Origin of the sequence: Candidatus Zymogenus saltonus (assembly GCA_016929395.1) — a bacterium.
GTDB classification, from domain to species: Bacteria; Desulfobacterota; Zymogenia; order Zymogenales; family Zymogenaceae; genus Zymogenus; species Zymogenus saltonus.
In genome coordinates this window covers 21,850-45,248 of the sequence record JAFGIX010000030.1, presented here as the reverse complement: position 1 = coordinate 45,248, position 23,399 = coordinate 21,850, and the positions used below count along the sequence as shown (strand labels likewise).

General features: G+C 49.8%; 21 protein-coding genes. 6 read left to right on the top strand and 15 right to left on the bottom strand.

Annotation, left to right across the window (positions count from 1 at the left end):
- Positions 1 to 111: 111 nt before the first annotated feature.
- Positions 112 to 1,650 (top strand): hypothetical protein, encoded by a 1,539-nt coding sequence (locus tag JW984_06560; protein MBN1572844.1) that lies wholly within the window; start codon positions 112 to 114, stop codon positions 1,648 to 1,650.
- A 395-nt stretch (positions 1,651 to 2,045) separates the two neighbouring features.
- On the opposite strand, the gene JW984_06555 is transcribed toward JW984_06560, so the two are convergent.
- The 4 genes from JW984_06555 to JW984_06540 all read right to left on the bottom strand — a co-directional run bounded on the left by JW984_06555 (position 2,046) and on the right by JW984_06540 (position 5,081).
- Positions 2,046 to 2,999, bottom strand: coding sequence for a TAXI family TRAP transporter solute-binding subunit (locus JW984_06555; GenBank protein MBN1572843.1), 954 nt, complete (start codon positions 2,997 to 2,999; stop codon positions 2,046 to 2,048).
- An 86-nt stretch (positions 3,000 to 3,085) separates the two neighbouring features.
- On the bottom strand, positions 3,086 to 3,322 hold the full coding sequence (gene yidD, locus JW984_06550; protein ID MBN1572842.1) for a membrane protein insertion efficiency factor YidD: 237 nt from the start codon (positions 3,320 to 3,322) through the stop codon (positions 3,086 to 3,088).
- 254 nt (positions 3,323 to 3,576) lie between these two features.
- Entirely contained in the window at positions 3,577 to 4,719 is a 1,143-nt protein-coding gene (locus JW984_06545; protein MBN1572841.1) for an acyl-CoA dehydrogenase family protein, read from the bottom strand.
- Between the two features lie 29 nt (positions 4,720 to 4,748).
- On the bottom strand, positions 4,749 to 5,081 hold the full coding sequence (locus JW984_06540; GenBank protein MBN1572840.1) for a hypothetical protein: 333 nt from the start codon (positions 5,079 to 5,081) through the stop codon (positions 4,749 to 4,751).
- Between the two features lie 177 nt (positions 5,082 to 5,258).
- Between JW984_06540 and JW984_06535 the strand changes: the two genes are divergently transcribed.
- A complete protein-coding gene (locus JW984_06535) occupies positions 5,259 to 5,903 on the top strand; it encodes an HAD-IB family phosphatase (protein ID MBN1572839.1) in 645 nt (214 codons plus the stop codon).
- 400 nt (positions 5,904 to 6,303) lie between these two features.
- On the top strand, positions 6,304 to 6,705 hold the full coding sequence (locus JW984_06530; GenBank protein MBN1572838.1) for a hypothetical protein: 402 nt from the start codon (positions 6,304 to 6,306) through the stop codon (positions 6,703 to 6,705).
- Positions 6,706 to 6,979: 274 nt separating this feature from the next.
- Here the strand turns inward: JW984_06530 and JW984_06525 are convergent, their stop codons facing one another.
- The 3 genes from JW984_06525 to ubiE form a co-directional block, all read right to left on the bottom strand.
- Positions 6,980 to 7,630, bottom strand: coding sequence for a tetratricopeptide repeat protein (locus JW984_06525; protein MBN1572837.1), 651 nt, complete (start codon positions 7,628 to 7,630; stop codon positions 6,980 to 6,982).
- A 260-nt stretch (positions 7,631 to 7,890) separates the two neighbouring features.
- The gene (locus JW984_06520; GenBank protein MBN1572836.1) at positions 7,891 to 8,595 is read right to left on the bottom strand and encodes a rubredoxin; all 705 of its coding nucleotides are present in this window, start codon (positions 8,593 to 8,595) and stop codon (positions 7,891 to 7,893) included.
- 116 nt (positions 8,596 to 8,711) lie between these two features.
- Complete coding sequence (gene ubiE, locus JW984_06515; protein ID MBN1572835.1) at positions 8,712 to 9,413, bottom strand: bifunctional demethylmenaquinone methyltransferase/2-methoxy-6-polyprenyl-1,4-benzoquinol methylase UbiE; 702 nt, start codon at positions 9,411 to 9,413, stop codon at positions 8,712 to 8,714.
- A gap of 494 nt (positions 9,414 to 9,907) precedes the next feature.
- Here ubiE and JW984_06510 point away from each other — a divergent pair, with 494 nt between their 5' ends.
- The 3 genes from JW984_06510 to JW984_06500 all read left to right on the top strand — a co-directional run bounded on the left by JW984_06510 (position 9,908) and on the right by JW984_06500 (position 12,895).
- Positions 9,908 to 10,705 (top strand): sulfite exporter TauE/SafE family protein, encoded by a 798-nt coding sequence (locus JW984_06510; protein ID MBN1572834.1) that lies wholly within the window; start codon positions 9,908 to 9,910, stop codon positions 10,703 to 10,705.
- Positions 10,706 to 11,242: 537 nt separating this feature from the next.
- Positions 11,243 to 12,316: a hybrid sensor histidine kinase/response regulator gene (locus tag JW984_06505; protein ID MBN1572833.1), complete on the top strand. Its 1,074-nt coding sequence runs from the start codon at positions 11,243 to 11,245 to the stop codon at positions 12,314 to 12,316.
- A gap of 183 nt (positions 12,317 to 12,499) precedes the next feature.
- A complete protein-coding gene (locus JW984_06500; protein MBN1572832.1) occupies positions 12,500 to 12,895 on the top strand; it encodes a response regulator in 396 nt (131 codons plus the stop codon).
- Positions 12,896 to 13,489: 594 nt separating this feature from the next.
- Here the strand turns inward: JW984_06500 and JW984_06495 are convergent.
- The 8 genes from JW984_06495 to JW984_06460 all read right to left on the bottom strand — a co-directional run bounded on the left by JW984_06495 (position 13,490) and on the right by JW984_06460 (position 23,383).
- Positions 13,490 to 15,262 carry an iron hydrogenase small subunit gene (locus JW984_06495; GenBank protein ID MBN1572831.1) on the bottom strand — a complete coding sequence of 591 codons (1,773 nt, stop codon included), beginning with the start codon at positions 15,260 to 15,262 and terminating at the stop codon, positions 13,490 to 13,492.
- Complete coding sequence (gene nuoF, locus JW984_06490; protein MBN1572830.1) at positions 15,243 to 18,407, bottom strand: NADH-quinone oxidoreductase subunit NuoF; 3,165 nt, start codon at positions 18,405 to 18,407, stop codon at positions 15,243 to 15,245. The genes JW984_06495 and nuoF overlap by 20 nt, the downstream gene beginning before the upstream one ends.
- Positions 18,408 to 18,501: 94 nt before the next feature.
- Complete coding sequence (locus JW984_06485; protein ID MBN1572829.1) at positions 18,502 to 19,008, bottom strand: NAD(P)H-dependent oxidoreductase subunit E; 507 nt, start codon at positions 19,006 to 19,008, stop codon at positions 18,502 to 18,504.
- Between the two features lie 281 nt (positions 19,009 to 19,289).
- Entirely contained in the window at positions 19,290 to 19,520 is a 231-nt protein-coding gene (locus tag JW984_06480; GenBank protein MBN1572828.1) for a hypothetical protein, read from the bottom strand.
- A gap of 213 nt (positions 19,521 to 19,733) precedes the next feature.
- Positions 19,734 to 20,108 (bottom strand): response regulator, encoded by a 375-nt coding sequence (locus tag JW984_06475; protein MBN1572827.1) that lies wholly within the window; start codon positions 20,106 to 20,108, stop codon positions 19,734 to 19,736.
- Positions 20,109 to 20,259: 151 nt separating this feature from the next.
- Positions 20,260 to 21,459, bottom strand: coding sequence for a HAMP domain-containing histidine kinase (locus JW984_06470; protein ID MBN1572826.1), 1,200 nt, complete (start codon positions 21,457 to 21,459; stop codon positions 20,260 to 20,262).
- A 1,019-nt stretch (positions 21,460 to 22,478) separates the two neighbouring features.
- Complete coding sequence (atpE, locus tag JW984_06465; protein ID MBN1572825.1) at positions 22,479 to 22,739, bottom strand: ATP synthase F0 subunit C; 261 nt, start codon at positions 22,737 to 22,739, stop codon at positions 22,479 to 22,481.
- Between the two features lie 275 nt (positions 22,740 to 23,014).
- A complete protein-coding gene (locus tag JW984_06460) occupies positions 23,015 to 23,383 on the bottom strand; it encodes an AtpZ/AtpI family protein (GenBank protein ID MBN1572824.1) in 369 nt (122 codons plus the stop codon).
- Between the last annotated feature and the right edge of the window lie 16 nt (positions 23,384 to 23,399).

Here is a 23,399-nt window from a genome sequence, read left to right as displayed (position 1 = left end):
AATTAGATTAAAAAAATTTAATTCCTGTCTAATGAATATCTAATCCGCTCCATCTTGACATAATACCCCCGGATGAAATAATGTCAAACAAATGATTAGGAGGGGGAGAAGATGTTTGTATCCAAATCGTGTTTAAAATCCATCTGCAGCGGCTTTAAAGCGATGTCTCTTTCGCTGTTTTTGACATTGCTCTTTCTGACGGCCTTCACGCTCGTATCTCTTCTGTTTCCGGTCGGGGCCGACGCCACGAATCCCGAAACGGTGATCTCGAGGCACATAAGCGCCGTTGGCGGGAGGGGAAAGATAAAATCGGTCGATAGCTTCGCCATCTCGGGGACGGCCGATTTTTACGGCATTCCCGGCACTGTCACTATAAGAGGTATCTACAAGGATTACTTCGAGGTAAAGATAGAAAACGAGATCTTCGAGGCGGTCTGGTTCAGGTCGCCGGCGGGGGTGTTCGTCAAAACAGCGGACGGCGCGGTGAATAAGCTTTCGGGCCTTGACTCTGAGTCGCTGTATGCCCTATCCGCCGTCTTCAATTACGCATACATCAAGGATATGACAATCCCCCTAATGCCGGAGCGTGAGGACGATCCCGAAGTATTCACAATGGACACGGGCGCCAACTTCGGAACAGAAATCAGGCTCGACCCGGAGACACACCTGATAAAGGGCCTCGCCATGGAGACCGGGGGGGGCAAGTTTGAGGTGTCCTTTGAGGACTATAAATCTATGGCCGGGGTCAAGTTCCCCGGGAGATTGATTTTTGCAGGCAAAACGACGATGGTATTAAACGTCGAGTCCCTGAAGCTGAACCCGGGGCTTAAAGCCTGTGACTTCCCTCCCCCCGTTGAGAGCGGCGGGGCTTCGTTTACGGACGGTGCCGAAGCCGTGGAGTTAATCCTCTCCAAAATAAAAGGCAAAGGGGGAGAATATATAGCCCTTAATGTAAATATCGGCGGAATCGGGAAAAAGTTCATATTGGACACCGGCTGGGGCAGCCTTCCCGCCGTCGATGCCGGAAGGGGGGATTGCCCCGGGGAGATCTTCGATCACCGCACCGACTCCGGCGGCGCACCCTTTTGTGTAACCAGGCCCCTCGATCTCACGCTCGGATTGATGAGGAAAAAACTTGAGATAACCTCGGCCCTCTTTGCAACGGAGGAGCTGGGAATGATTGTGGGGGAAAGGGGGGTCTCCGTTAAAGGGGTCATCGGGTATACCCTCATGGCGAAAAATCCCGTGCGCCTCGATCTTGCGGGTGGAAAGCTGACCATATACGACAGGAAAGGTTTCACGCCGCCTGAGGGGGCCAGAAAGCTCAGGATCGCCGTAGACGGGGGGGTGCCCCTGGTCTCCGGCGTCGTGGACGGCGTCTCCGGCTCCTTTGCAGTCGACACCGGCTTCGGGGGGTTTGGATTCATTGTTAAAAAGGAGGGGGTTGAGGGGGAAGGTGACGCTTATGCCGCAGGGTCCCTTAACATCGGCGGAATGGTCTTTGAGAACGTCGATCTCGATCAGGTATCGAGGCGGGATTGCCTCCCGGAATCGACGGTCGGCGGGCTGGGGCTTTCTTTCCTCGAGAGGTACGACCTGATCTTCGACTACGAGGGGGGCGTCCTCTACCTCATCCCGCTAAAGGAATAGGGATTGTACAGAGGGCGGGATAGCCTCAAATCTCATATATTTAACGGCCGTTGTTGAGAGTGGTCTTGCGGTCTCGCTTCGATCTTGGCCGCCGGCCCCTAAAAATCAGCCGTACGGCTTAAAGGGGGAATGACGTTCGGCAATCCCAGTCGGCCCGGCTCCTCATGTTGGGATTTGGCTTGATTGTGATTCAAACGTTGCTTGCAAGGACGGTTGAATGGCCTCAAATAGAAGACGTGACGTGATAAAGAGACGGGGGAACACGGGGATAAAGCGGCGTCACACCTTATAAAAGTAATGGCCCGCCCTGTTCAACTTCAAGGGGCTCAAACGCCCGATCGAGACTCTCCCCTTTAATAGATTGCATCGGTCGAAACGTCCCCCGTTGATCGAGATCAGGGGACGGCCCTGAAATATTCTTCGGCGCCCGGGTGAATGGGTAATACGAAATTCATCGCCCCGTTCTCCCTCTTCAATCCGAAGCCGTAGCTGAAGTCCTTCTCGATATCTTCAACGCTGTTGAAGATCGCCTCAACGATTTTATGGGCCGTGTCTTCCGACAGCTCACCCCTCGATATCAGGTAGCTTCCAACCCCGATCGTTATGTAATCCTCGTGTTGATATGGATATAATTCCTCCTGCACCACCGCCTTGAAGTAGCCTTTTTCAAGGCCGGCGGGCTCTTTTTCGGCGGGGATCAGCTTGTAGTAATGGCCGGTCTTGCCGAGGATAGAGGCCACGGTGGACGATGGAACGTAATCTATGAAGACCGCCCCGTCCAGCCTTTGAACGATATAGTCTGTCATGATATCAATGATGTTGGTTTCGTCGACGTTCATAACCAATCTCTTGGTCTTTATGTCCATCGATCGAAAAATCTCCTCGGCGATCCGCCTCTCCTGACTCCCCTCAGGCCCCAGGTAGACTCTCCTCCGGTGGAAGTCGGCCAGTGTTCCTGTTTTGATGAATTTGTCCAGAAGTGCGAAATGAGCCATCCTGGGCCAGAGGGCCGTGATCGTTAAGAGACCGTTGTTTCCTCCTTTATCCTTCAGATAGTCGTTCAGGGCCGGCGCGGTTACGAGGGCTATATCAACATTTGAGCTTGACAGCAGTTTGAGGTTTTCATCCTCCCCCCCCGTGACAAGAACCTCTGTGGGAATCCCAGAGTCGTTCAGGGCCTTTGCGATCTTTGTCCCCATTACCCAAAGGAACTTCCCGCGCTCGTCTGTGGCGAGCTTCAGGGTCTCCTCGGCGAGAAGCGCCCTTGGCAGAAATATGGCCAGGGCCACAAGGAGAATCGCGGCGAGCCTTGACATTTTTTTTGAGACTGCTTTCGTTTTATGCTTCATAATTTGACTCCAATTTATGAAATTTAAGAGATCATCGCCGCCTCGGTCAGCGGATGAGACATGAAGGACGGCAACGGCGAAAAAAATTAAGGCACCGGATCGATCCCCCCCGGGTTAAAAGGGTTACACCGGACGATCCTCTTCAATCCCAGCCAGCCCCCCTTTACGATCCCGTACTTTTCGACGGCCTGATAGGTGTACTCGGAGCAGGTCGGGTAAAACCTGCAGACACCGTGGGAGAGGAGCCTCATCATCAACGGACTGTGGTCCGGGGAGAGGGTCTTTTGATAAAGCCGGATCAATCCCATTGGGATGTATCTCAAGAAGTAGAGCGCTCCCCTCCTTCCCCCTGCATCACCCCCCCTGGCCGGTCTGTTCGGCCTGACCTCTATTCCATTCGTCGTGATTGAATCTTCCATCACTCTTTCCTCATCCCTCCCCCCCCTGAGATTGATCGGTTCGGCTCCTTTTCAATCATGTCCGCCGTGGGAAAGTCGGCCATAACCTATCTCTCACCGCCGTTCATCGTTTCCACCCGCCGTAGTCCATTTGTTTATTTATTTGGCCTTTGAGGTATCTACGGTCTCAGGTAGTGGCAGATTATCATCCTCTGGACCTCGGACGTCCCGGCGCCGATGGAGAAGATCTTCGCGTCCCGCATCATCCTTTCGACCCGGAACTCCTTAATATACCCGTATCCGCCGTGGATCTGAACAGCGTCCGTGGTGACCCTCATGCACATGTCGCAGGAAAACAGCTTTGCATACGATGCCGCGAGGCGGGCCTTTCCACCCTTGTCCAGGATGGCGGCAGCGTTGTAGAGGAGGAGCCTTGCCGCCTCGATCTCGGTGGCCATATCGGCGATCATCTTCTGAATCATCTGGAAGTTATAGATGGGGCCGCCGAACTGTTCCCGCTCCATCGAGTACTTCAACGCCTCGTCGAAGGCTCCCTGGGCAAGCCCCAGGCTCATCGCTCCCCACCCGACCCTCTCTGTGTCAAGTCCGCCTATCATCTGCTTTGCGCCGAGACCCTCTTCGCCGCCGACGAGGTTGGCCGCCGGCACGCGGCAGTCTTCGAAGACAAGCTCGCCCGTGGGCGATGAACGAAGGCCCATCTTGTCGAATTTCTTGCCCGCCGAGTATCCCTCGAAGCCGCTCTCCACGATGAAGGTGCAGATTCCCTTGGGGCCCAAGGATTTATCCAGCGTCGCGTAGACCAGTGCCACGTCCGAAACGGGGGCGTTGGAGATGAAGGTCTTGGTGCCGTTTAAAATATATTCGTCTCCTACCTTTTTGGCCGTCGTGGAGAGTCCCATGGCGTCCGATCCCGCCCCCGGCTCGGTAAGCCCCATACAGCCCATCCACTCGCCGGAGGCCACAAGCGGCAGGTATTTCTTTTTCTGTTCCTCCGTTCCGTTTCGGGAGAGGTTGTTCCCGAAAAGGAGCGACGACGCCCCCATAATGGTTCCAAGGGACGGGGAATATTTTGAGAACTCCTCGGAGAGGAGGGTAAGTGTGAAGTAGTCGACGAAGTTCCCGCCGTACTTCTCCGGGATGGCCGAGCCGAAAAAGCCGAGCTTCGCCATCTCCTTTACCAGATCTTCGGGGTATCTCCCCTCCCTGTCGTTCTCCTCCTCGACCGGTTTTACCTTCTCCTCGCAAAAGCCCCTCAGCGTGTTGATAATTATCCTCTGCTCTTCAGAAATTTCGTACAGCAATCGAGTCTCCTTTCAAATTATCGAATATTCTAATGCAACTTTGATTTTCGCTCCTTTATGGAGATAATCAGCTCATCGATGTCCTTATCCTTCTCCGGGCGCGCCTCCGGCAGCACGATCCTGACCGCCTCCCAGCCGATCCCGAGGACAAGGAGGCCCAGCTCGCGCCCACCGCTGACCGCCATTGTACATATCCGTTTACTCGATGCAGGGGGGATTGAATTCTCCGCGTCGTCGTTGGCTGTTGCGGTGGAGAAGCAAAAGAGGGAGAGAAGAAGAATGGTGAGAAGGGAGATCGATATTTTTCCGGCGCTGGATGAAAAGGCGCCCGCCCTTAAACCTTTTATGGTCAAACCCTTCATACAATCCTCCTCGATTTGCGTTTTGATGTAGAATTATACTTCCTACGGCCGGATTTCGCAAGCCTAAACTCCCTTTTATCCCTCCTTTTTGCGGGTTCATTTGTTCTTGCTATTTTATGATGTTTTTTATATCGTCAAAAATGATATTTTACTGTTGGTTTTAAGGGATATTCGGCCGTGAGATACAAGGCGGTGGCCCTCGACGTCTGCGGCGTTTTGACGACGGAGAAGAGCGTATGGCAGTATATCCACGAAAGGCTCGGCCTCTGGGCGGGGAATGCGGAGAAGTTCCAGGAGGATTTCTTCGCCGGTTTGATTTCCTATAGAGAGTTCTGCGAAAGAGACGCCCTCCTCTGGGCCGGGATTCGGGCGGCAAGGATGGAGGAGATGGTAATGGAGCTCCCCTACAGGGACGGGATAGGGGAGCTTTTTGACCGGATCGGGGCTTCGGGGCTCGTTGCCGGGCTCATCTCCACGGGGCTGACGCTTCTGACCGACAGGATCGCCGGGGACTTCGGGGTCGACTTTTCCGTTGCGAACCGCCTCGTCTTGGAGGACGGCGTCTTTACCGGGGGCGTGGAGATCGCCGTGGGGCACGACGAAAAGGGGACGGCGCTTGTCCGCTTCGCCGATTCGATGGGGATCGATCCGGCCGAAGTGATCGCCGTAGGGGACGGCCCCTCCGACATCCCGATGTTTGTCGAGGCGGGCTTTTCGGTCGGGTTCGGGAACGTCTCTGAAGACGTTGCCGCGGCCTCGGACCTGGTGATCGGGGAATCCCTCTTTGAGCTTTCGGAGATTATAGGCAAATTATCTCCCTGAAGTTTTGAAGAATCATGTTTTTCTCATGCCGTTCTTCCCGTCGTACTGCCGAAAATAAGGCTTGACAAAGGAAATTGTTTAATGCTAAATTGAACCGTAATAAATAACCGTAAGACTTGACACCAATTAGGTTTTCTTTTGTAAAATTCGCTTTGAAAATTGTTTAAGGTCTTCTGTTCCTAATACTGCGAATCTCCTTTGTCGTAAAAAAGGTTGACGTTCTTACCCTTTCTGTTACCTCTTGTTGGTTACGATCTTCCTCTGAAAATTCAGGTTTGGTAAATATTCGGCTGGCTTCAAAAAATCCGTGATTTAAAAAACCATTGTTAATGGTTTGATAGAGGTTGGGAATGCTCATAGGTTTTTTACGTGTCCATTAACCTTATTTTAGGAGGCTGTCATGGCTAAAGGAAAAGAAACCGGATTATCGAGGGGATTGAAAGCGGTTTTTGCAGTCCATGGAATTATTAGTTTGATTTCTGGGGTTTTACTCCTCTTCATCCCTCTTACATGGGCAAAATCGATGCAATGGGCTCTCTTGGACCCTGAACCGATTAGGGTTATCGGTGCTTTTACCCTATCCCTTGCGATAAAAGACTTGTTCGGATATCTCGCAAAACAATGGAGTGAGGTAAGGATTGTTGTGCTTTTTGAAGTTGTCTGGACATTATTTGCGGCACTTACTTTCCTTCGCTCGGTTATGCTCGGTCTTATACCGGCGACATTTTGGATGATGGTCATTTTGTTTGCGGCCTTCTTCGTCGCGTGGGGATACTTTTACGTCAAGTACCGCAAGCAATAGATCAAACGGCAAAGGATTGAATCGGCGATAGGAAAAATCCAGTTTTGTCAAAAAAGGAGCGGCCGTTGGTTTTTACTGGCCGCTCCATCTATTTGAATCAGGAATCGATAAAAGCTTCTTAAAGCGTATTTATCTCAATTGGACCTAAAATATCGGTATCAACATGGCGATGTGGAGTCTTCCTCCCTTAATTTCAAAACATCGCCAGCGATCTAAATCCAAAGAAGTCGATGCAGCCTATCGATACGGATCAGGAGAGGAAACTTACCGATCTCTATTTATTCAGCTCTTTCAACGCCTCACAGGCCTCCTCGCCCCCCATGTCGCAGGCGGTCTTGAAATCGCTCACCGCCTTTGAAATCTTCCCCATCTTTTTGTAGAGGAGCCCCCTCTCATAGAAGGCGCGGTAGTAGATGGGACTGTAGCCGGGGCCTGGGTCTTCCGCCGAGGCCTTGTTGAGATCGGTAAGCGCCTCTTCGTACCTCCCCATCGCCTGGTAGATATTGCTCCTCGTGATCAAAAGCGTGAAGAAATCCGGCTTGTAATCAAGGGCCTTGTTGATATCGTCTAATGCCTTTTCGTACTCTCCCAGATATAAATGGCACCACGCCAGGCCGTCGTAGGCGAGGTCTATAAAGCCGTAGGCGGTGTCATGCTCGAGCGTCTTTGTGTAGTCGTATATCGCCTCTTTGTACATCTTGAGCTTCTGGTGGGCGTTTCCCCGATAGAGGTACGCCTGTACATACGTGGGATCGATCTCGATGGTCTTGGTGTAGTACTTGATCTCCTCTTTCGGATCGGTGCTGTCGAAGCCCTTAATGAACCAGTCGTCGGCGTTTTGGGCAAAGGCGTTGAGCGGGTTGATGAGAATTGCAATATAAATGGACAGCGCAAAGATAATCAGAAAAGACCTTGTTTTCTTCATCTCCTCCTCCGAATAGAGATTTTCAATATGCGCGAAAAATTCACGATAAACTTAAGCGGGAAATAGATATTTGTGACTATTTTAATTCTTAAATTCCTGCGGGCGATCCTTGGTCAGTAATTGTCGCGAGGCAATATCCAACGGCCTACCGGCCCTCATCTGTCCTCTTTAGATGACAAAAAGCCAAAAGTTACCATTAAAAAATGGGAGTGATCTTCTCAATGAAGCCCCTCCTCTCAACTCGCAACTCCCCCTTCCCTCTACTCCTCCTTCTCAAACTCGTCCTTGGACGCTCCGCACACGGGACAGACCCAATCGTCGGGCAGCTTTTCGAATGGAGTCCCGGGCTCTATACCGCCCTCGGGATCACCCTCAGCGGGATCGTAAATGTACCCGCAAACGGTACACACATACTTGTCCATTTTTGCATCTCCTTTTGCCTTGGAGCTATTTTCATTTTCAGCTTTTATATAATGGGGCGCATTTTTAGAGACCTTTCCGCCCTTGATGTAATGATAATACGCGTAGGTCATGGGATTTTCTTCGGAGAGGATGTCCCCGTTGATAAATACTCCCACGAATATTGTGTGGCTTCCCACATCGATCTGATTTATCAGCTCAAATTCCAAAAAGGCCACGACGTTGTCCAAGACTATAGGGACGCCGTTTTGACCTAATTTGTAGTTTATCCCCTCGAACTTGTCTATATCCCTTCCGCACTTGAAGCCGAAGTTCCCGATCAATTTGATCGGGGCATCCTCCGCCAGGATCGAAAGCGTGAAGACCTTGCTGATTTCCATACACTCGTGTGTAAAGTTTTGTTTGTTCACACATACGATGACGGTGACCGGCTCCGAGGTCGCCTGAATTACGGCGTTGGCTATCTGTCCGTTGATCTTATCTCCCTTTTTTGACGTCAAAATGTACATACCGTAACTGATTTTATGAAGAGCTTTGGTGTTCATGATGCTCCTTCCTTTGTTTAGAGAATTATTGAATTGAAACAATATAAAAGTCCTTTATGGCGGTGGACTCACGGCCGAATTATAGCATAACAATCTTTCTTTACAAGGAATTGCATCTATTTTTCGCCCCTGTAAATATACACCGTCCCCGCCATCATGGGGAATGACTCGAGATTTACAAGACCCTCCGCCCTCATTATTTCAATCACTTCCATCGGCTTGAGGAAGCCGGCAATGGAATCGGACAGGTAATCGTAGGCGCTCTTTTTGCCGGTCAAGACCCCCCCGATTATAGGCAGTATCCGCTTCAGGTAGAGGCCGTAGATGGTGCTTACGATCTTCCGTTCCGGCATGGCAAACTCGAGGATCATAAGCCGCCCGCCCCCTTTAAGGACCCTCGTCATCTCCGAGATTCCCGCCCTGTAATCGGTGAGGTTTCTGAGGCCGAATCCTATTGTCACCACGTTAAAGGTTTCGCTCCCGAAGGGGAGGTTCAGGGCATCGGCGATGAAACTTATGACCCTGCCCTTATAACCTTTTTCCCCTATCTTTTTTGATCCCTCTTTAAGCATTTCGAGGGAGAAGTCGACGCCGAATATCTTGTCCACGGGGGCAACCGTGGCTAACTCTATCCCAATGTCGCCCGTTCCCGCGCAAACGTCGAGAACCTTATCTCCGGTTGAAGCTCCGGATAATTTGACAAGCTTCCTCCTCCAGCCGATGTCGGCGTTGAAGCTCAGAACCCGGTTTAGAAAGTCGTACTTCCTCGAGATATCGTCAAAGAGTGCGGAAATATTTCCACCGCTTTTTGGTTTCATAAATCACCGAATTTTCAAAATTAGATGTCTCAAAATTAGATGTCAGTATCAATATGGTCTCTTTAAGTATAGTCTAATTGAAGGTGAAATTCAAATTGCAGGCTTAAATTGGATTGAAGATGTTAAAAAATATAGATATTTACGGCGGGATTTCGATAATAGCTGCCTCTTTGACCCTCAGATTTTACACACGCGCGCCCGGAAAAAATTAACATAAAATTTACATAACCTTTATCTGGAATAAACACGCATTTGGTAATAATAAATGGAAAAAGGTCTTTTTAAGTACAAAACCGATTTGTATTTTGTGTTCTTTTGTCTTCGAGATAGTATCAAAGACTGGATGTGGAAAGGGGATTTTGCCTTTTTTCAAGGCATTATCGTGTCTTAATAGAACAATGATAAATATTCACACAGTTCAAATGTATAGTTTTTAAAGGAGAACAAAAGTGCTTTTAGAATTAGGATTACAGATAGGAATAGTCATTGTAGTAATGGCATTTCTTGCAGAATACATTGACTCTTCGTTAGGCATGGGTTACGGAACGACCTTGACCCCGCTTCTGCTGCTTATGGGATATGAGCCCCTTCAAATTGTTCCCTCTATTTTGCTCTCCGAGCTGATAACGGGATTATTGGCCGGATTTACCCATCACGCAATCGGCAATGTCGATTTCAAACCCAAAACTATGAACGTTAAAAGGATTTACTCCTCGTTAAAAGAGATAGGGGTTTTAAACAGCATAAGACTCGGATTTCCACAGAGTCTTAAAGTTGTCATAGTCATAACCCTCTGCAGTGTTGTCGGGACCGTAGCCGCTGTCTTTATCGCGATAAACTTGCCGAAGTTTTACCTCAAGCTTTATATAGGGATTCTGATCTTTTTAATCGGCATAGTAATTATCGCTACGATCAACAAGGAGTATAAATTCTCGTGGAAGAAGATCACTATTCTTGGACTGATAGCCTCCTTTAACAAAGGGATCAGCGGCGGCGGTTACGGGCCCGTAGTTGTAGGGGGGCAGCTGGTTTCCGGAGTCAGCGAAAAAAACGCCGTTGCTATAACTTCGCTGGCGGAAGGGATTACGTGCATCGTCGGCGTAGCTGCATACATCCTTACAAAGGATGTGATCGATTGGTTGTTGGCTCCCTATCTTATAATCGGCGCGGTTATTTCCGTACCGTTTTCCGCTTACACGGTAAAGATAGTAAAAAGCAGAATCATGAAAATCATCATAGGAATTGTTACGATAATATTGGGATTGACTACAATAATACAGATATTTTTGTAAGAATTCTTCGAACGGAGGAACATGTAAATATAAGGGCATTTTGCTTTATAAACTCAAACGGCTTTGGATTTTTTAATCCATGAGATAAAGAGAGTATTGTAAGTAAAATTGCCCACAAAAAAGCGAACATCCGTCTGTGACCGCTATCGATTTATCTTAAAATTGTGACGGAGGATATGTTAGAATATAGGGAATTTCGAAGCGGGAGAATACTCGAGAGGATGAAATACAATTCTTATACTTATATTAGGACGTTATCGCAGGATGTTATAGTGTGACGGTCTTCTTTCCGGTAAAGTAAAGGTCGGTCCTTGAACCGACGGCTTTATGCCGTGAAGGAGAATATCCTGTTGAAAGGCGATTATAAAAATTGAATTTAAGAAAGTTCTTTGTTGAATAATGCAAGAATAGCAGTATAATTTTTGTAACAAGGGATATCGGGATTTTCAAAACAATCAGGGAGCCTTATAATTGGCGGATAGAGAGAAAAAAACGGTTTTAAACGAAGTATCTCGCGAGGAGTCGACAATCCTTATAATGGATGAAGATAAAGTCGTTCGCGATTCGTGTCTCGATATATTCTCGACGAAAGGCTTAAGGGTGGAGCTTGCGGAAAACAGTGAGGCGGGGATTGACAAGGTAAGAAGCCTCAAGCCCGATTTGGTTATCGTGGACATCGGGGCGCCGGGCGGCGAGGGTCTTCAGCTCCTCGAGAAGATAACCGGGATTGATCCCAAAATCGTTAAGGTCGCCCTGACCGATTCCGCGACAGTTGAGTATGCGGTGGAATCGATGAGAAGGGGGGCCTATGATTTTCTGGCAAAGCCGGTCTCCCCGGAAAAGATCCTTTTGACCGTTCAGCGTGGTCAGGAGGCAGGAAGGCTTGCCGCGGAAAAGGAGGCCATTGAGAGGGAGAAGAGGATCCAGTCGGAATTCTTCATCTCTATTATATCCCATCAGCTTCAGACGCCGTTGATAGCAATAAATAAATATCTTGAGGTGGTTCTGGGAAATATTACGGGTGAAATCTCGGGTGAGACCCGCGAGCTCCTCGAGCGCTCTTATATACGCCTCAGCGAGTTGATTGATTCGATAAAGGACTGGCTCGTCTTCGCCCAGTTTGACCCCAAGAAGGCCAGAAGCGATTTCAAGCCGATCGATATCGTGAAGGTGCTCAATGAGCGCGTCGAGTTCCTGATGCCCTTTATTAAGGAGCGTAATATCGAAATCAAGCTTGACTGCCCAAATGATCATCCGCCGGTATATGGAAGTGTGCGGGTCATCGGCGAGGTGTTTGCGAACCTGATCTCGAACGCGGTAAAATACAACCGCGACTCGGGAAAGATAACGATAACCGTCGGTTACGGCGAGGAGAACTGCTTTATATCTTTTGAGGACAGCGGTATCGGAATACCGGAGAAGGATATGCCATCGATCTTCGACAGGTTTTATCGGGTCAAGTCGGAGGAAACAAAAGACATAGAGGGAACGGGGCTGGGACTCTCCATTACAAAAAAATTCGTCGAGGCACACGGCGGAACGATCGAGGTCAAGAGCAAATACGGGGAGGGAAGCACTTTTACGGTTTATCTGCCGATCTTCAAGGGTTAAATCGGTGGGCAGGGGGAGTAAGAGTAGGGGGAGTCGAGGTGGGGGGGTAGGGGGGTGGTGGTATAGGAATGGGGATTTAAGAGAATTGAATAAAGAGGGGAGGCTTTGCGGTTTTCAGTGATGTCCAAAGGTTATTAATTGGGTTTCTTTATGAACTTGTAGACTTTAGAGGGGGAAACAGAGATGGAAAAAAGTGAGAAGAAGATACTGTTGGTTGACGACGACAAGGATTTCAGGCGGGCGACCAGAAAGATTCTCGAATCGGACGGATATCAAGTCATTGAGGCGGAAAACAGCGTGGAGGGACTCGAGAAGGCCGAATCGGAGGCCCCCGACCTAATCATCATCGATGTTATCATGGATTCCTACACCGAGGGCTTCAATATGATTCAGAGACTCGCTGAAAACGCGAAGATAAAGGACATCCCCAGGATTATCCTGTCCACCCTTGGAATCAAGCAGGATTTGGACATGATCGCTCCCGAGGAGCTCAAGACGGAGTTTATCCTTCAAAAGACGGTGAAAAAGGAAGAGCTTATTAAAACAATCGAGTCGGCATTTGAGAGAAGAAAGAAATAGAGGCTTCCCCCCCGTTCATTGATCGTCTATGCATTGGTACTCTTTTAAGGGTTGACGGGGAGAGGGGAACGGGGGAACGCCCCGCCGTTGTCGGTGGTAAAGCCGCCGCCTTGCCGCTCTATGATGCGGGGATAACTGTTTGTGATTCCATTATTCCGGTGAACAATCTTTGATCTCTATTCTATTGATCTATCAAAAAAAGCGCGGCAAAAAAAAACGCGGCAAAAAAAAGCGGGAAATCTCTTTAAGATTTCCCGCTTCGCTTGAATCGTCAAAAACATTTAACAAGAAACACCTGCCATATTCCGCTTAAAACAACTTCAGTTCCAAGAGCCACAAATGTTTTTGATTTCAAGCTTATGTCGGATTTATAACTGATCGCGCTGATCGCGAAAAAATCGTGGTTTCAGACTATCATCTCCAGTCCATTCATCCAACTATCATCTCCCGTCCATCCCTTCATCCCCCATCCACCCTTCCAACAATCACCTTCCGTCCGCCCTTCCAACTATCATCTCCCATCCGACGCTCGCACCCACCCTCTTTTCACCGCATCCCGATTATTGGCGCCTCCCTTTGGCTTCCCGCCTTTTGCTAAACCCTCGTTCTGGGCGTGTACTTTGTGTGCAGCAGTTTATGGGATTTCTTGCCCAGCGGCTCTTTCAAAAACTCATCGTAAATCTGTTTTATCTCGGGATTCTCGTGAGACTTCCTCAATTTCTTCCCCTCGTCTTCGCGGTATATTGCGTTGATTCTGGCCAGTCGGGTCTCTTTTGTGGTCATGCGCGGTTGGCCGCCTCCACCTATGCACCCGCCCGGGCAGGCCATAATTTCTATGAAGTGGTAATCCGCCTCTTTTGCCCTGACCCTCTCGATCACCTTCCTTGCATTTCCCAGGCCGTGGGCGACAGCCACGTTCAAGGTCGCCCCTTTCAGGAAAGACCACTCAGGGACGGTCTCGGAGATCGTGACGGACGCCTCTTTGACGCCTTCGAGTCCCACTATATCTTTGACATGGAGATTCTCAAACGGCAGTGATTTGCCCGTTACAATCTCGTAGGCCGTCCTGAGAGCCGCCTCCATAACGCCGCCCGTATTCGCAAAGATGTCGGCCGCTCCGGAGGACATTCCCAGCGGCGCGTCCATTTTGTCGTCGGGGAGAGAATTAAAGTCTATGCCGGCCTCCTTGATCATACGGCCGAGTTCTCTTGTGGTCAACACAACGTCTACATCCCTAACGCCGCTGTCGTTCATCTCGGGCCGCTGGCATTCGTACTTCTTAGCAGTGCACGGCATGATGGACACCACGAATATATCCTCGGGCTTTTTATTCAGCTTTTCGGCATAGTAGGTCTTGGCGACCGCACCGAACATCTGCTGGGGCGATTTGCATGTGGATACGTTCGCGAGCATATCGGGGTAAAAGTGTTCTATGTATTTGATCCAGCCGGGAGAGCAGCTCGTGAACATCGGCAGGGCGACCTTTTTTTTGTCGACCAGCGCCGTTTTAAGACGGGTCAGAAGCTCCGTCCCCTCTTCCATGATGGTTAAATCCGCCGCGAAGTTGGTGTCGAACACGGCGTCAAAGCCGATTCTCCTGAGCGCGGAGACCATCTTTCCGGTAACAAGGGTTCCCGGGGGGTTGTCGAAGCATTCGCCCAGGGCGGCGCGAATGGCTGGGGCCGTCTGAACCACAACGTGCTTGTCCGGGTCGTCCAGCGCCGCCCAGACCTCGCCTATCTGGTTTTTCTCGCTGATCGCCCCAACGGGACAGACCGCCGAGCACTGACCGCACTGTACGCAGACGATGTCGTCGAGCTCCAGGGCAAAGGCGGGGCCGATGACCGTGTCAAAACCGCGCTCCTGGGGGAAGAGGGCCGATACTCCCTGGACCTCCCCGCACACGGTGACACAACGCCGACACTTTATGCACTTGCCCGTATCCCGTACCAGCGCCGGGGTGCTTTTATCGATCAACTGCCTGCCCTTTTCCCCCGGATACGCAATATCCCTGACCCCAAGCTCCCGGGCGACGGCCTGCAGCTCGCAGTCGTAGTTCCTGTCGCACGTTTGACACTCTCCTATATGTTCGGAGAGCAGGAGCTCCACCACGTTGCGCCGGGCGTTTCTAACCCTCGCGGTCTTTGTATATACCTTCATTCCATCTCTTGCGGGGGTTATACAGGAGGCCACAAGCGTCTTTGCCCCTTCGACTTCGACAAGACAAACGCGGCATGCCCCAATAGGCGTGAGGTCCTTCATATAGCACAATGAGGGGATGTGTATGCCGGAGCCTTTAGCGGCTTCGAGGATGGTCGTGCCCTCCGGAACCTCAACCGAAATATCATTAATAGTTAGATGCAGCATTTTGTGTAACCTCCTCTTTTTCTCTGTAATCGCAGCGAAGACATCTCTTCGCCTCGCATATGGCGACCTTCTCGGCGCAGGCAAGCTCTACCTCTTTAAAATTCTTTTTGCGCTTGGACACATCCAGGAGTTTGGTTTCGGCGCGCGGGTAATCTTTGGGGTCCGCCTCCGGGTCAAAGAACACATCCGACTCCTTGTACACTCTCCAGAATGCGTGATCGGCTCCGGTCAGGAAAAGGTCTATCCCGAAGGCGGCCCTCTCGCCCTGACCCACGGCCTCCGTTACGGAGGAGGGCCCGGTAACCGCATCGCCGCCGGCGAATACCCACTCTATCGATGTCTGACCCGTAATCGGATTCACCTCGAAATAGTCCCACTTATTAAGCTTGGGCTTGGTTTTGTCGAGCATCTCCTCCGGGTTCAGTGTCTGGCCTATAGCGGCGATTATCTGATCCGCCTCTATGAAGAGGTCTGCGTCCTTTATCGGCACGGGACGCCGCCGCCCGCTTTTGTCAAACTCGCCGAGCTCCATCTGCTTGAACGTCATCCCCTTTACACGGCCGTCCTTGCCGGCGACTACCCCGTCGGGAGCCATCAAAAGCCTCAACTTAACGCCCTCGCGCTCCGCCTCCTCGACCTCGTCTTTGTAGGCCGGCATCTCCTCCCTCGTTCGACGGTAGGCTATCGTGACGGACTCCGCACCGAGCCGTAGAGCCGTACGGGCGGCGTCCACGGCCGCATTGCCTCCGCCTATGACTATAACGTTCTTGCCTGCCTGGGCCTTCCCCGTCATATTGAACTGACGCAGAAAGCCGATTCCGTCTATTACACCCTGGGTATCCTCGCCCTTCACCTTCATAAGGCTCCCCGTGGGCGCCCCCACACCGATGAAGACGGCGTCGTATCCCTGATCACGCAGGCCTTCAAGAGTAATGTCCTTCCCCAGTCTGACATCGGTCTTGATATCGACTCCCATATCCTCGATCATCTTGATCTCCTTTTTGAGGATATCCCTCGGAAGTCTGTAGGCCGGAATTCCCTGCAGGAGCATTCCCCCGGGCTTAGACTCGGCCTCGAAGATCGTGGGTTTATAGCCCAGGCGGGCAAGAAAATAGGCACACGACAGTCCGGCGGGTCCGGAGCCGATGATTCCTATCTTTTTCTTGGCGTTTTGTTCATTCACGCGCACCTCGGGAATCTTGAAGTTTTTATCCTTGTCGGCCATAAACCTCTTTATGCGGCGAATGGCCACGGGTGAATCCAAAGATCCCCTTCGGCATTTATCCTCGCAGGGGTGGAAGCAGACGCGCGAACAGATCGCGGCGAGCGGATTTCTCTCCCTGTGGAGTAGAATCGCCTCGTCGTAGCGCTTTTCCCCGATAAGGGAGATGTATCCAGGGGCGTCGACTCCAGCAGGACAGGCGTTCTGGCAGGGCGCCCTCACCAAATCGGGGCAGACTCCGGCGACACACTTTTTGTCCCGAATGTGGGCCACGTATTCGTCGCGGAAATATCTTATCGTCGAAAGGACCGGATTCGGGGCGGTCTGTCCCAGTGCGCACAGTGAGGTGTCCCTTATGGTCTCGCCCAGATCGATCAATCTCTCTATGTCGCCCTCTTTCCCCTTTCCTTGGCATATATTAGTCAGGATCTCCAACATACGCTTTGTTCCGACCCTGCAGGGGGTGCATTTTCCGCACGACTCCTCCTGGACGAACTCGAGGAAGAAGCGAGCCATATCCACCATACAGGTATCCTCGTCCATGACTATCAATCCGCCGGAACCCATTATCGCGCCCAGCTCCGTCAAGGACTCGAAGTCTATGGGCACATTCAGGTGTTCCCTGGGGATACACCCGCCCGACGGGCCGCCTATCTGCGCGGCCTTGAATTTTTTATCGTTCGGAATACCGCCGCCGATGTCGTAGATGATATTTCCGAGAGGTATCCCCATCTCGACCTCCACGAGGCCGACCCTGTTCACGTTTCCGGTAAGTGCGAAGATCTTGGTTCCCGGGCTCCTCTCCGTCCCCATAGAGCGGTACCACTTCGCCCCGTGATTTATGATGGATGGGACGTTTGCGAATGTCTCTACGTTGTTGAGCACCGACGGGCTGTCCCAGAGCCCCTTTATGGCGGGAAACGGGGGCCGGGGACGCGGCTCGCCCCTCTTTCCCTCGATGGAGCGCATGAGGGCCGTCTCCTCCCCGCAGACGAAGGCGCCGGCGCCCTGACAGATCTCGATATCGAAGTCGAAGCCGGTGCCAAGGACATCCTTACCCAAAAGTCCGTAGTTTGCGGCCTGCTCGATGGCGATTGTCAGCCTGGTTATCGCCAGCGGATACTCGGCCCTGCAGTAGATATAGCCCTTATGGGCGCCGATCGCCTTTGCGGCTATCATCATCCCCTCAAGGACCGCATGGGGATCGGCCTCGAGAACGCTTCTGTCCATGAACGCTCCCGGGTCGCCCTCATCGGCGTTGCAGATGACAAATTTGACGTCACCCTCGGACCTGCTGCAGAGCTCCCACTTCAGTCCGGTTATGAAGCCCCCACCGCCGCGTCCCCTGAGACCCGAGTCCTTTACCTCGGAGACGATCTCTTTGGGGGTCATCTTAGTAAAGGCCTTGATCATGGCCGTATAGCCGTCCCTCGCGATATACTCGTCGATCTTTTCGGCGGCGATTAGGCCCCTGTTCCGAAGAACCCTCAGCTCCTGATGTTTGAAGAAAGATATATCTTTCATCCTCGGTAGATGCTTCTTCTCGATGGGGTCCAGATACATCAGCCTCTCCACGAGACGTCCGTTCACGATGTGCTCGTCGATCAGCTCGGGCATGTCCTCGGGGGTGAGGAGCTGATAAAAAATCCCCCCCGGATAGACCACCATTATCGGCCCTTGAGCGCAAAAACCGTTACACCCGGTCTCCACCACCCTGACCTTCTCCGAGAGCCCCCTGTCCTCGATCTCTTTCAAAAGTCTCTCTCTGATCTTTATGCTCCCGGAAGAGTGACAGCCGGTCCCGCCGCATATCAGCAGGTCGAATCGGCCCTCTTTCAAGACCTCGGGGGTTACGGCAACAGCTTCGACTTCGCCGGGTTCAACATCAGGAGCTTCCGGCTTAACCAAGCTCTGAGCCCTCATCCCCTCTTCTCTTTGGGACATGCTCTTCAATATGTCATCCCTTATCTTCTGAAAATCTTCAATCTTAAGTTTCACCATTTTTCATCTCCTGATATCAACTGTACTGCTTTAGGATATTGTTTACGGTCAAGGCCTTTACCTGCTTGTATATCTCATCATCTATGGATATCACGGGGGCCAAACCGCATGCACCAAAGCAACGAGCAACCTCAAGCGAAAACAGCTTGTCTTCCGTCGTCTCTCCAACGTCTATGCCTAAAGTGTTTTTCAGGGTATCGAGTATTTTTTTACTCCCACGCACGTAACAGGCGGTTCCCATACATATCCGAACTACATGTTTGCCTCGGGGCACGGTGGAAAAAAAGGAATAAAACCCTACCACTCCTGCAACTTCGCTGTAAGACTTGTTAAGAGCCAGACAAATCCGCTTAAGGACACTTTCCGGCAGGTAGCCGAAGATTCCTTGCGCAATCTGAAGCACTGGAATAAGACCTCCGGGCTTATTGGCGTAGTCCTTTAATACTTCATCCAGTCTTTCAAAAAGCTCGGCTTCAGAAGCTTCACAAGCTTCACAATTACAACACGATATTTCAATTGACATAACGATCCCCTTTATAAAATCTGTTTAGCTTTTTAAGCACTTCCCTTAGTGCCGACATATTTTTTAGAGACCTACCTTATCAGATATTAGACTTATCCACTTATTCGGAATGCTTGGCTTTCTAAAAAACTTTCTCCCCCCTCTCTTTCGGTTTATTTCAATCTCTGATCAAATAGTTTCTTGGATAATCTTTAATAATATATTACATGACCAACAACTTCTTGAGGTCCGATGGCTGAAAGCGGATCGGAACCGCTGCGTTACCGACAGTACTTAATATTTCAATGGACGTTTTTTACTCCGCCTCCTTCGACAATTTTTTGAAAATCCAAGTCGATGCGTATTTCCCTCATCATCACCCCGGCGATAAGAAGATCGGGCCTCTCGTCGGTCAAGACGGCTATCGCCTCCACGCCCTTTATATCCTCCATTGTTTTATACCAATGATTTATCTCCCTGAACCGCTCTAACTTGTCCCTGTCTTTATCCGTCACCGTTTTGTTATCGTTCATTTCAAGCGTTTTCTCTTTAAGCGGCAATGTGTGTATGAATATATTCTGATTTAGTTCGCTCTGACTTTATTCGCCCCGATTTGTTTGCCCGATTTGTTTGATATTGTCGCATTGCGGTTACATCCATTTTTTTAGTCTATCCTCAATCCCAACTCAAGTGTAATAAGTTGTTCCTTGAATCCCATGTCTGCGAGGATCTGCGCATACCTATCCCTAATGAAGCTGGATCTCCAGTACCCGCAGTATAAATTCACTGTCCAGCGGTTTCTGAAGTATGCCGGCCACGCCCAGATCGGAACTGCTGATATTTTTAGACAGCTCGTCGCCGACGGAGCTCAACATGTACATCGGCGCCTTTGATCCGCTGTCTCTGACCATTTTTACAAAATTCAGGCCGGAGTCGATTTGCTCCATCATCATGTCAACGATAAGAAGGTCAGGGTTTTCGTCCTCAAATACCTTTGCCGCATCTTCGGCGCTGCTGGCCTCAACCATTTTGTATCCCCCGGACTCCAGAATCGCCCTTAATCCGTCGAGGACGTCCTGGTCGTCGTCAACCACCATTATCACGTGCTTGCCGCCTTTCATCTCACACCTCCTGTTCTAAAAAAACGGTTTTTTAGAAATTTTTTCTTTTTTTATCCAAACAGTTAAGAGTCCTTTCAAAATTTACCAACACCACCCTCTCTCTACGAAAACTTTTATTCCGGCACTAAAGGACTCCGATTATGTTATACAATTATATGGTTTGAATGTTTCCTTGGGTAGTAAGGCCCCACCCTTCATCATATATGTCACTTTCCGACTCCGGTGTTAAATCCGTTCTTAGGGTGACCGTAAAGGTGCTCCCCTTATCCTCTTTGCTTGTTACGGACACATTGCCCTTGTATAAGACGACCAGCTTTTTGACCGTGGAGAGCCCGAGACCGCTTCCCATGATGTTTTTGGTCTTCGAGTTCTTGATGCGCACAAAATCGTCAAATATCTTTGCCGCCTCATCGGAGCTCATCCCTATGCCGGTGTCGGTCACCCTGATCTTGGCGATGTTGTCCTTAAGTCCGATGTCGACCGTGACCTTTCCGCCTTCCTTGTTGTATTTTACGGCGTTGGAAATAAGATTGTTGAATATGATTTCGACCTCGTCGCGTACGCCGGTTAGAATAATTGGGCCCTTGCTTTTCATTTCAATATCTATTTTTTGGGCCTTGGCGTCATTTGACATCATCTCTATCGAATCCACGGCTACTTTGCAGAGGTCGACCTTTTCAAAGGAACGCTTCTTCTGGCCGGACTCGATTCGGGTGAGGTCCAACAGGTCGAAGATCAACTTTCTCATTCCGCTGATGCGAATGATACAGCGCTCTATCATTCGATCATACTTATCTATCTCTTCGCCAAGCTTCCTGTCGCGCATAATCCCGAGGTATCCCTCGATGGCGTTTAGAGGCGACTTCAATTCGTGGGCGAGAACCGATATGAACTGAAAACGAATCTGGCGCTTTTCCATAAGCAGAGATTTCGCCTTTCTCTGGAGGATCAGCCTTCCGGCGGCCTTTCTCAAAACATTTCTGAGGTCGTCCGGAGTGAAGGGTTTCGCGAGGAAATCGTAAGCGCCGAGCTTGATCGTTTCTATGGCGGTCTCAATCGATGCAAAGGCGGTGATGATAATGACAAGAATATCAGTTCTCTTATCCGCCTTGAGAGTTTCAAGAATGTCCGATCCGAGCATATCCGGGAGCCTGTAATCCAGAAGTATGATATGCGGCGGCTTTGCCTCGATAATCGACAGCGCCTCATTGCCCGTTAAAGCCTTGTCAATGTCAAATCTGACTTCTTCGGATAAATCCGGTATTGTGACGGCGAAATCCTTGAGAGCGCGCTCTATACCGAGGCACATTCCCAATTCATCGTCGACAACAAGTACACGTAAACGATCCATAACGAAGTCCATTCACCGATTAAAATCATAAATTGCCGCTTTTATCGCGGTTATATGATGGATTTATAAAATGAATAACACATGCGTGTTTATTCCAAATAAAGGTTATGTAAATTTTATGTTAATTTTTGTTCGGCAGAGTTTTAAAGTAAATAATCTTCAAAATCTCTTTTAAATAGCTCAATTATGAAGTAAGCGCCTAAAGGTTGAGCTTTTTATGTTTCTACAATTCCATAAGGCCCGGTTGGATAACTCTTTACGCTGTCGTGGGTGTTAAGCTCTAATACCTATTTAACATTGACACCAATATTAATATTTTCGGAAAGTAATTAATTCGAACGTTAATCGAGCGTATCTCATCATTGCTGAAAGAATTTATTATTCGATGGGGATTTTTCAAGAAAAAACTTGAGTTATTGTTTTGAGCCTAAATAGGATCGAATTCCCTCGTCAAGGTTGCTGAGATCTTGAAGGTCGTCGATGAACACCATCGGCGGGGTAATTAGAGCAATTTCAGAAACCGCGTCCTTTAAGATTTTCCCGTCAACCTTTCCAAACGCTCAAAGATAATCTCTTGATCCCCATAATCGATGCCGGTGTCGCCCATATCGCGCCCATATCGAGCGAGATAAAACGCGAGATAAAGCGCGAGATAAAGCACCGTCCCTTCCCAAATAGAATACGGTAAGCTTAAAATCCCTTCAGTGCTGTGAGTCCGGTGAGCCGTGGGAATCTCTGAAATACCAATTCAATTTTCAGGTAACTGTTAATCGCTTCGCAGTCTCAGGTATAAGGTTGGAAGGTCCGGGGTGGGGCGTTTTCCCTTGCTCCACCCCGTTAAACTTCTTTGCATGCAATGTCCCGCCTTAACGCTGGGTTCGACCCAACGGAACTGCTTCCATGTCTGAGCTGACAATACGGTCGGTGAAACTTAAGCAACTTCAGAATTGTATCGGACAATCCCGCAATTCTGCAAGACGATATCGCTTACCTGATCCTTTACTCTCAAACCATTGACCTTATAAACCCATTTTCGCTATAAATGGATTGGCGAAAAGTACGATCAGCGATATGATGAGCGCGTAGATCGCAAGGGATTCGATAATCGCAAGTCCGATCATCATGGTGCCGAGAAGCCTGCTGTATTGTTGTGGATTCCTGGCCATTCCCTCCATTGCACCCCTCACCGCATGTCCCATTCCGGCTCCGGGCCCGACAACGCCCAATCCAATTGCCAGACAGGCTCCGAGGATAGAGGCCATGTAGATTAAGGTCGCCAGTTGAGGATCCGTTTCCTTTGCCTGATCCTCCTCGTGGCTCTGCGCTATTGCAATCGACGAGATGAAAATCACCGAAAGAACGATAATAAGACAGACCAGCTTTTTCGTCATTTTAGATCTCCTCCAATGTTAGGTTTAAGTCTTCCTCTTTATACCAATCATTTTATATCATCTCTGATACAAAACATCTTCAGAAGGTGAAAAAGGTAATAAATATCCCAGAAGGATTTTACCTTTGCCGATGCCGGCGATCTTAAAAAAATCCCGCAACGGATTTACTTATTGGAGTTTGAGGTCGAAGAGTCCGAGCTCTTTTTGGTTTCCTTGCCTCTAACATCCCTTTTCTTTCCCATAGAGATCGCCCAGTCCGGGATCTTCTTGCTTGCATCTTTAATCTCATCGCCCACATCCTTCTTGCCCTTCTGTAATCCGTATTTTACAAAAAGGACGTATATATTCCTGAATCCTGCCAATATCCCCGCTATCAGTAAGATCATTGTAAAAAGTGGGTGTGTTTTGTAGTGATTGTCAAGGAATATACCGACGCCGAGGCCTATAAAGATTGCAAACGCCATTGAGAGGCCCATGGTGCTCAAGTAAAACATCCTCTTAAAGAAATCTTTCCTTCCCTCTTTTTCTCTCATATCTCCTCCTTATTGC

Coding starts and splice junctions, on each gene's coding strand:
- JW984_06485 (MBN1572829.1), bottom strand. CDS start 19,008: ATGTCAATTGAAATATCGTGTTGTAATTGTGAAGCTTGTGAAGCTTCT.
- JW984_06560 (MBN1572844.1), top strand. CDS start 112: ATGTTTGTATCCAAATCGTGTTTAAAATCCATCTGCAGCGGCTTTAAA.
- JW984_06540 (MBN1572840.1), bottom strand. CDS start 5,081: ATGAAGGGTTTGACCATAAAAGGTTTAAGGGCGGGCGCCTTTTCATCC.
- JW984_06460 (MBN1572824.1), bottom strand. CDS start 23,383: ATGAGAGAAAAAGAGGGAAGGAAAGATTTCTTTAAGAGGATGTTTTAC.
- JW984_06470 (MBN1572826.1), bottom strand. CDS start 21,459: ATGGATCGTTTACGTGTACTTGTTGTCGACGATGAATTGGGAATGTGC.
- JW984_06500 (MBN1572832.1), top strand. CDS start 12,500: ATGGAAAAAAGTGAGAAGAAGATACTGTTGGTTGACGACGACAAGGAT.
- JW984_06520 (MBN1572836.1), bottom strand. CDS start 8,595: ATGAACACCAAAGCTCTTCATAAAATCAGTTACGGTATGTACATTTTG.
- JW984_06475 (MBN1572827.1), bottom strand. CDS start 20,108: ATGAAAGGCGGCAAGCACGTGATAATGGTGGTTGACGACGACCAGGAC.
- JW984_06555 (MBN1572843.1), bottom strand. CDS start 2,999: ATGAAGCATAAAACGAAAGCAGTCTCAAAAAAAATGTCAAGGCTCGCC.
- JW984_06510 (MBN1572834.1), top strand. CDS start 9,908: ATGGCATTTCTTGCAGAATACATTGACTCTTCGTTAGGCATGGGTTAC.
- JW984_06525 (MBN1572837.1), bottom strand. CDS start 7,630: ATGAAGAAAACAAGGTCTTTTCTGATTATCTTTGCGCTGTCCATTTAT.
- JW984_06530 (MBN1572838.1), top strand. CDS start 6,304: ATGGCTAAAGGAAAAGAAACCGGATTATCGAGGGGATTGAAAGCGGTT.
- nuoF (MBN1572830.1), bottom strand. CDS start 18,407: ATGAGGGCTCAGAGCTTGGTTAAGCCGGAAGCTCCTGATGTTGAACCC.
- JW984_06480 (MBN1572828.1), bottom strand. CDS start 19,520: ATGAACGATAACAAAACGGTGACGGATAAAGACAGGGACAAGTTAGAG.
- JW984_06505 (MBN1572833.1), top strand. CDS start 11,243: ATGGATGAAGATAAAGTCGTTCGCGATTCGTGTCTCGATATATTCTCG.
- JW984_06495 (MBN1572831.1), bottom strand. CDS start 15,262: ATGCTGCATCTAACTATTAATGATATTTCGGTTGAGGTTCCGGAGGGC.
- ubiE (MBN1572835.1), bottom strand. CDS start 9,413: ATGAAACCAAAAAGCGGTGGAAATATTTCCGCACTCTTTGACGATATC.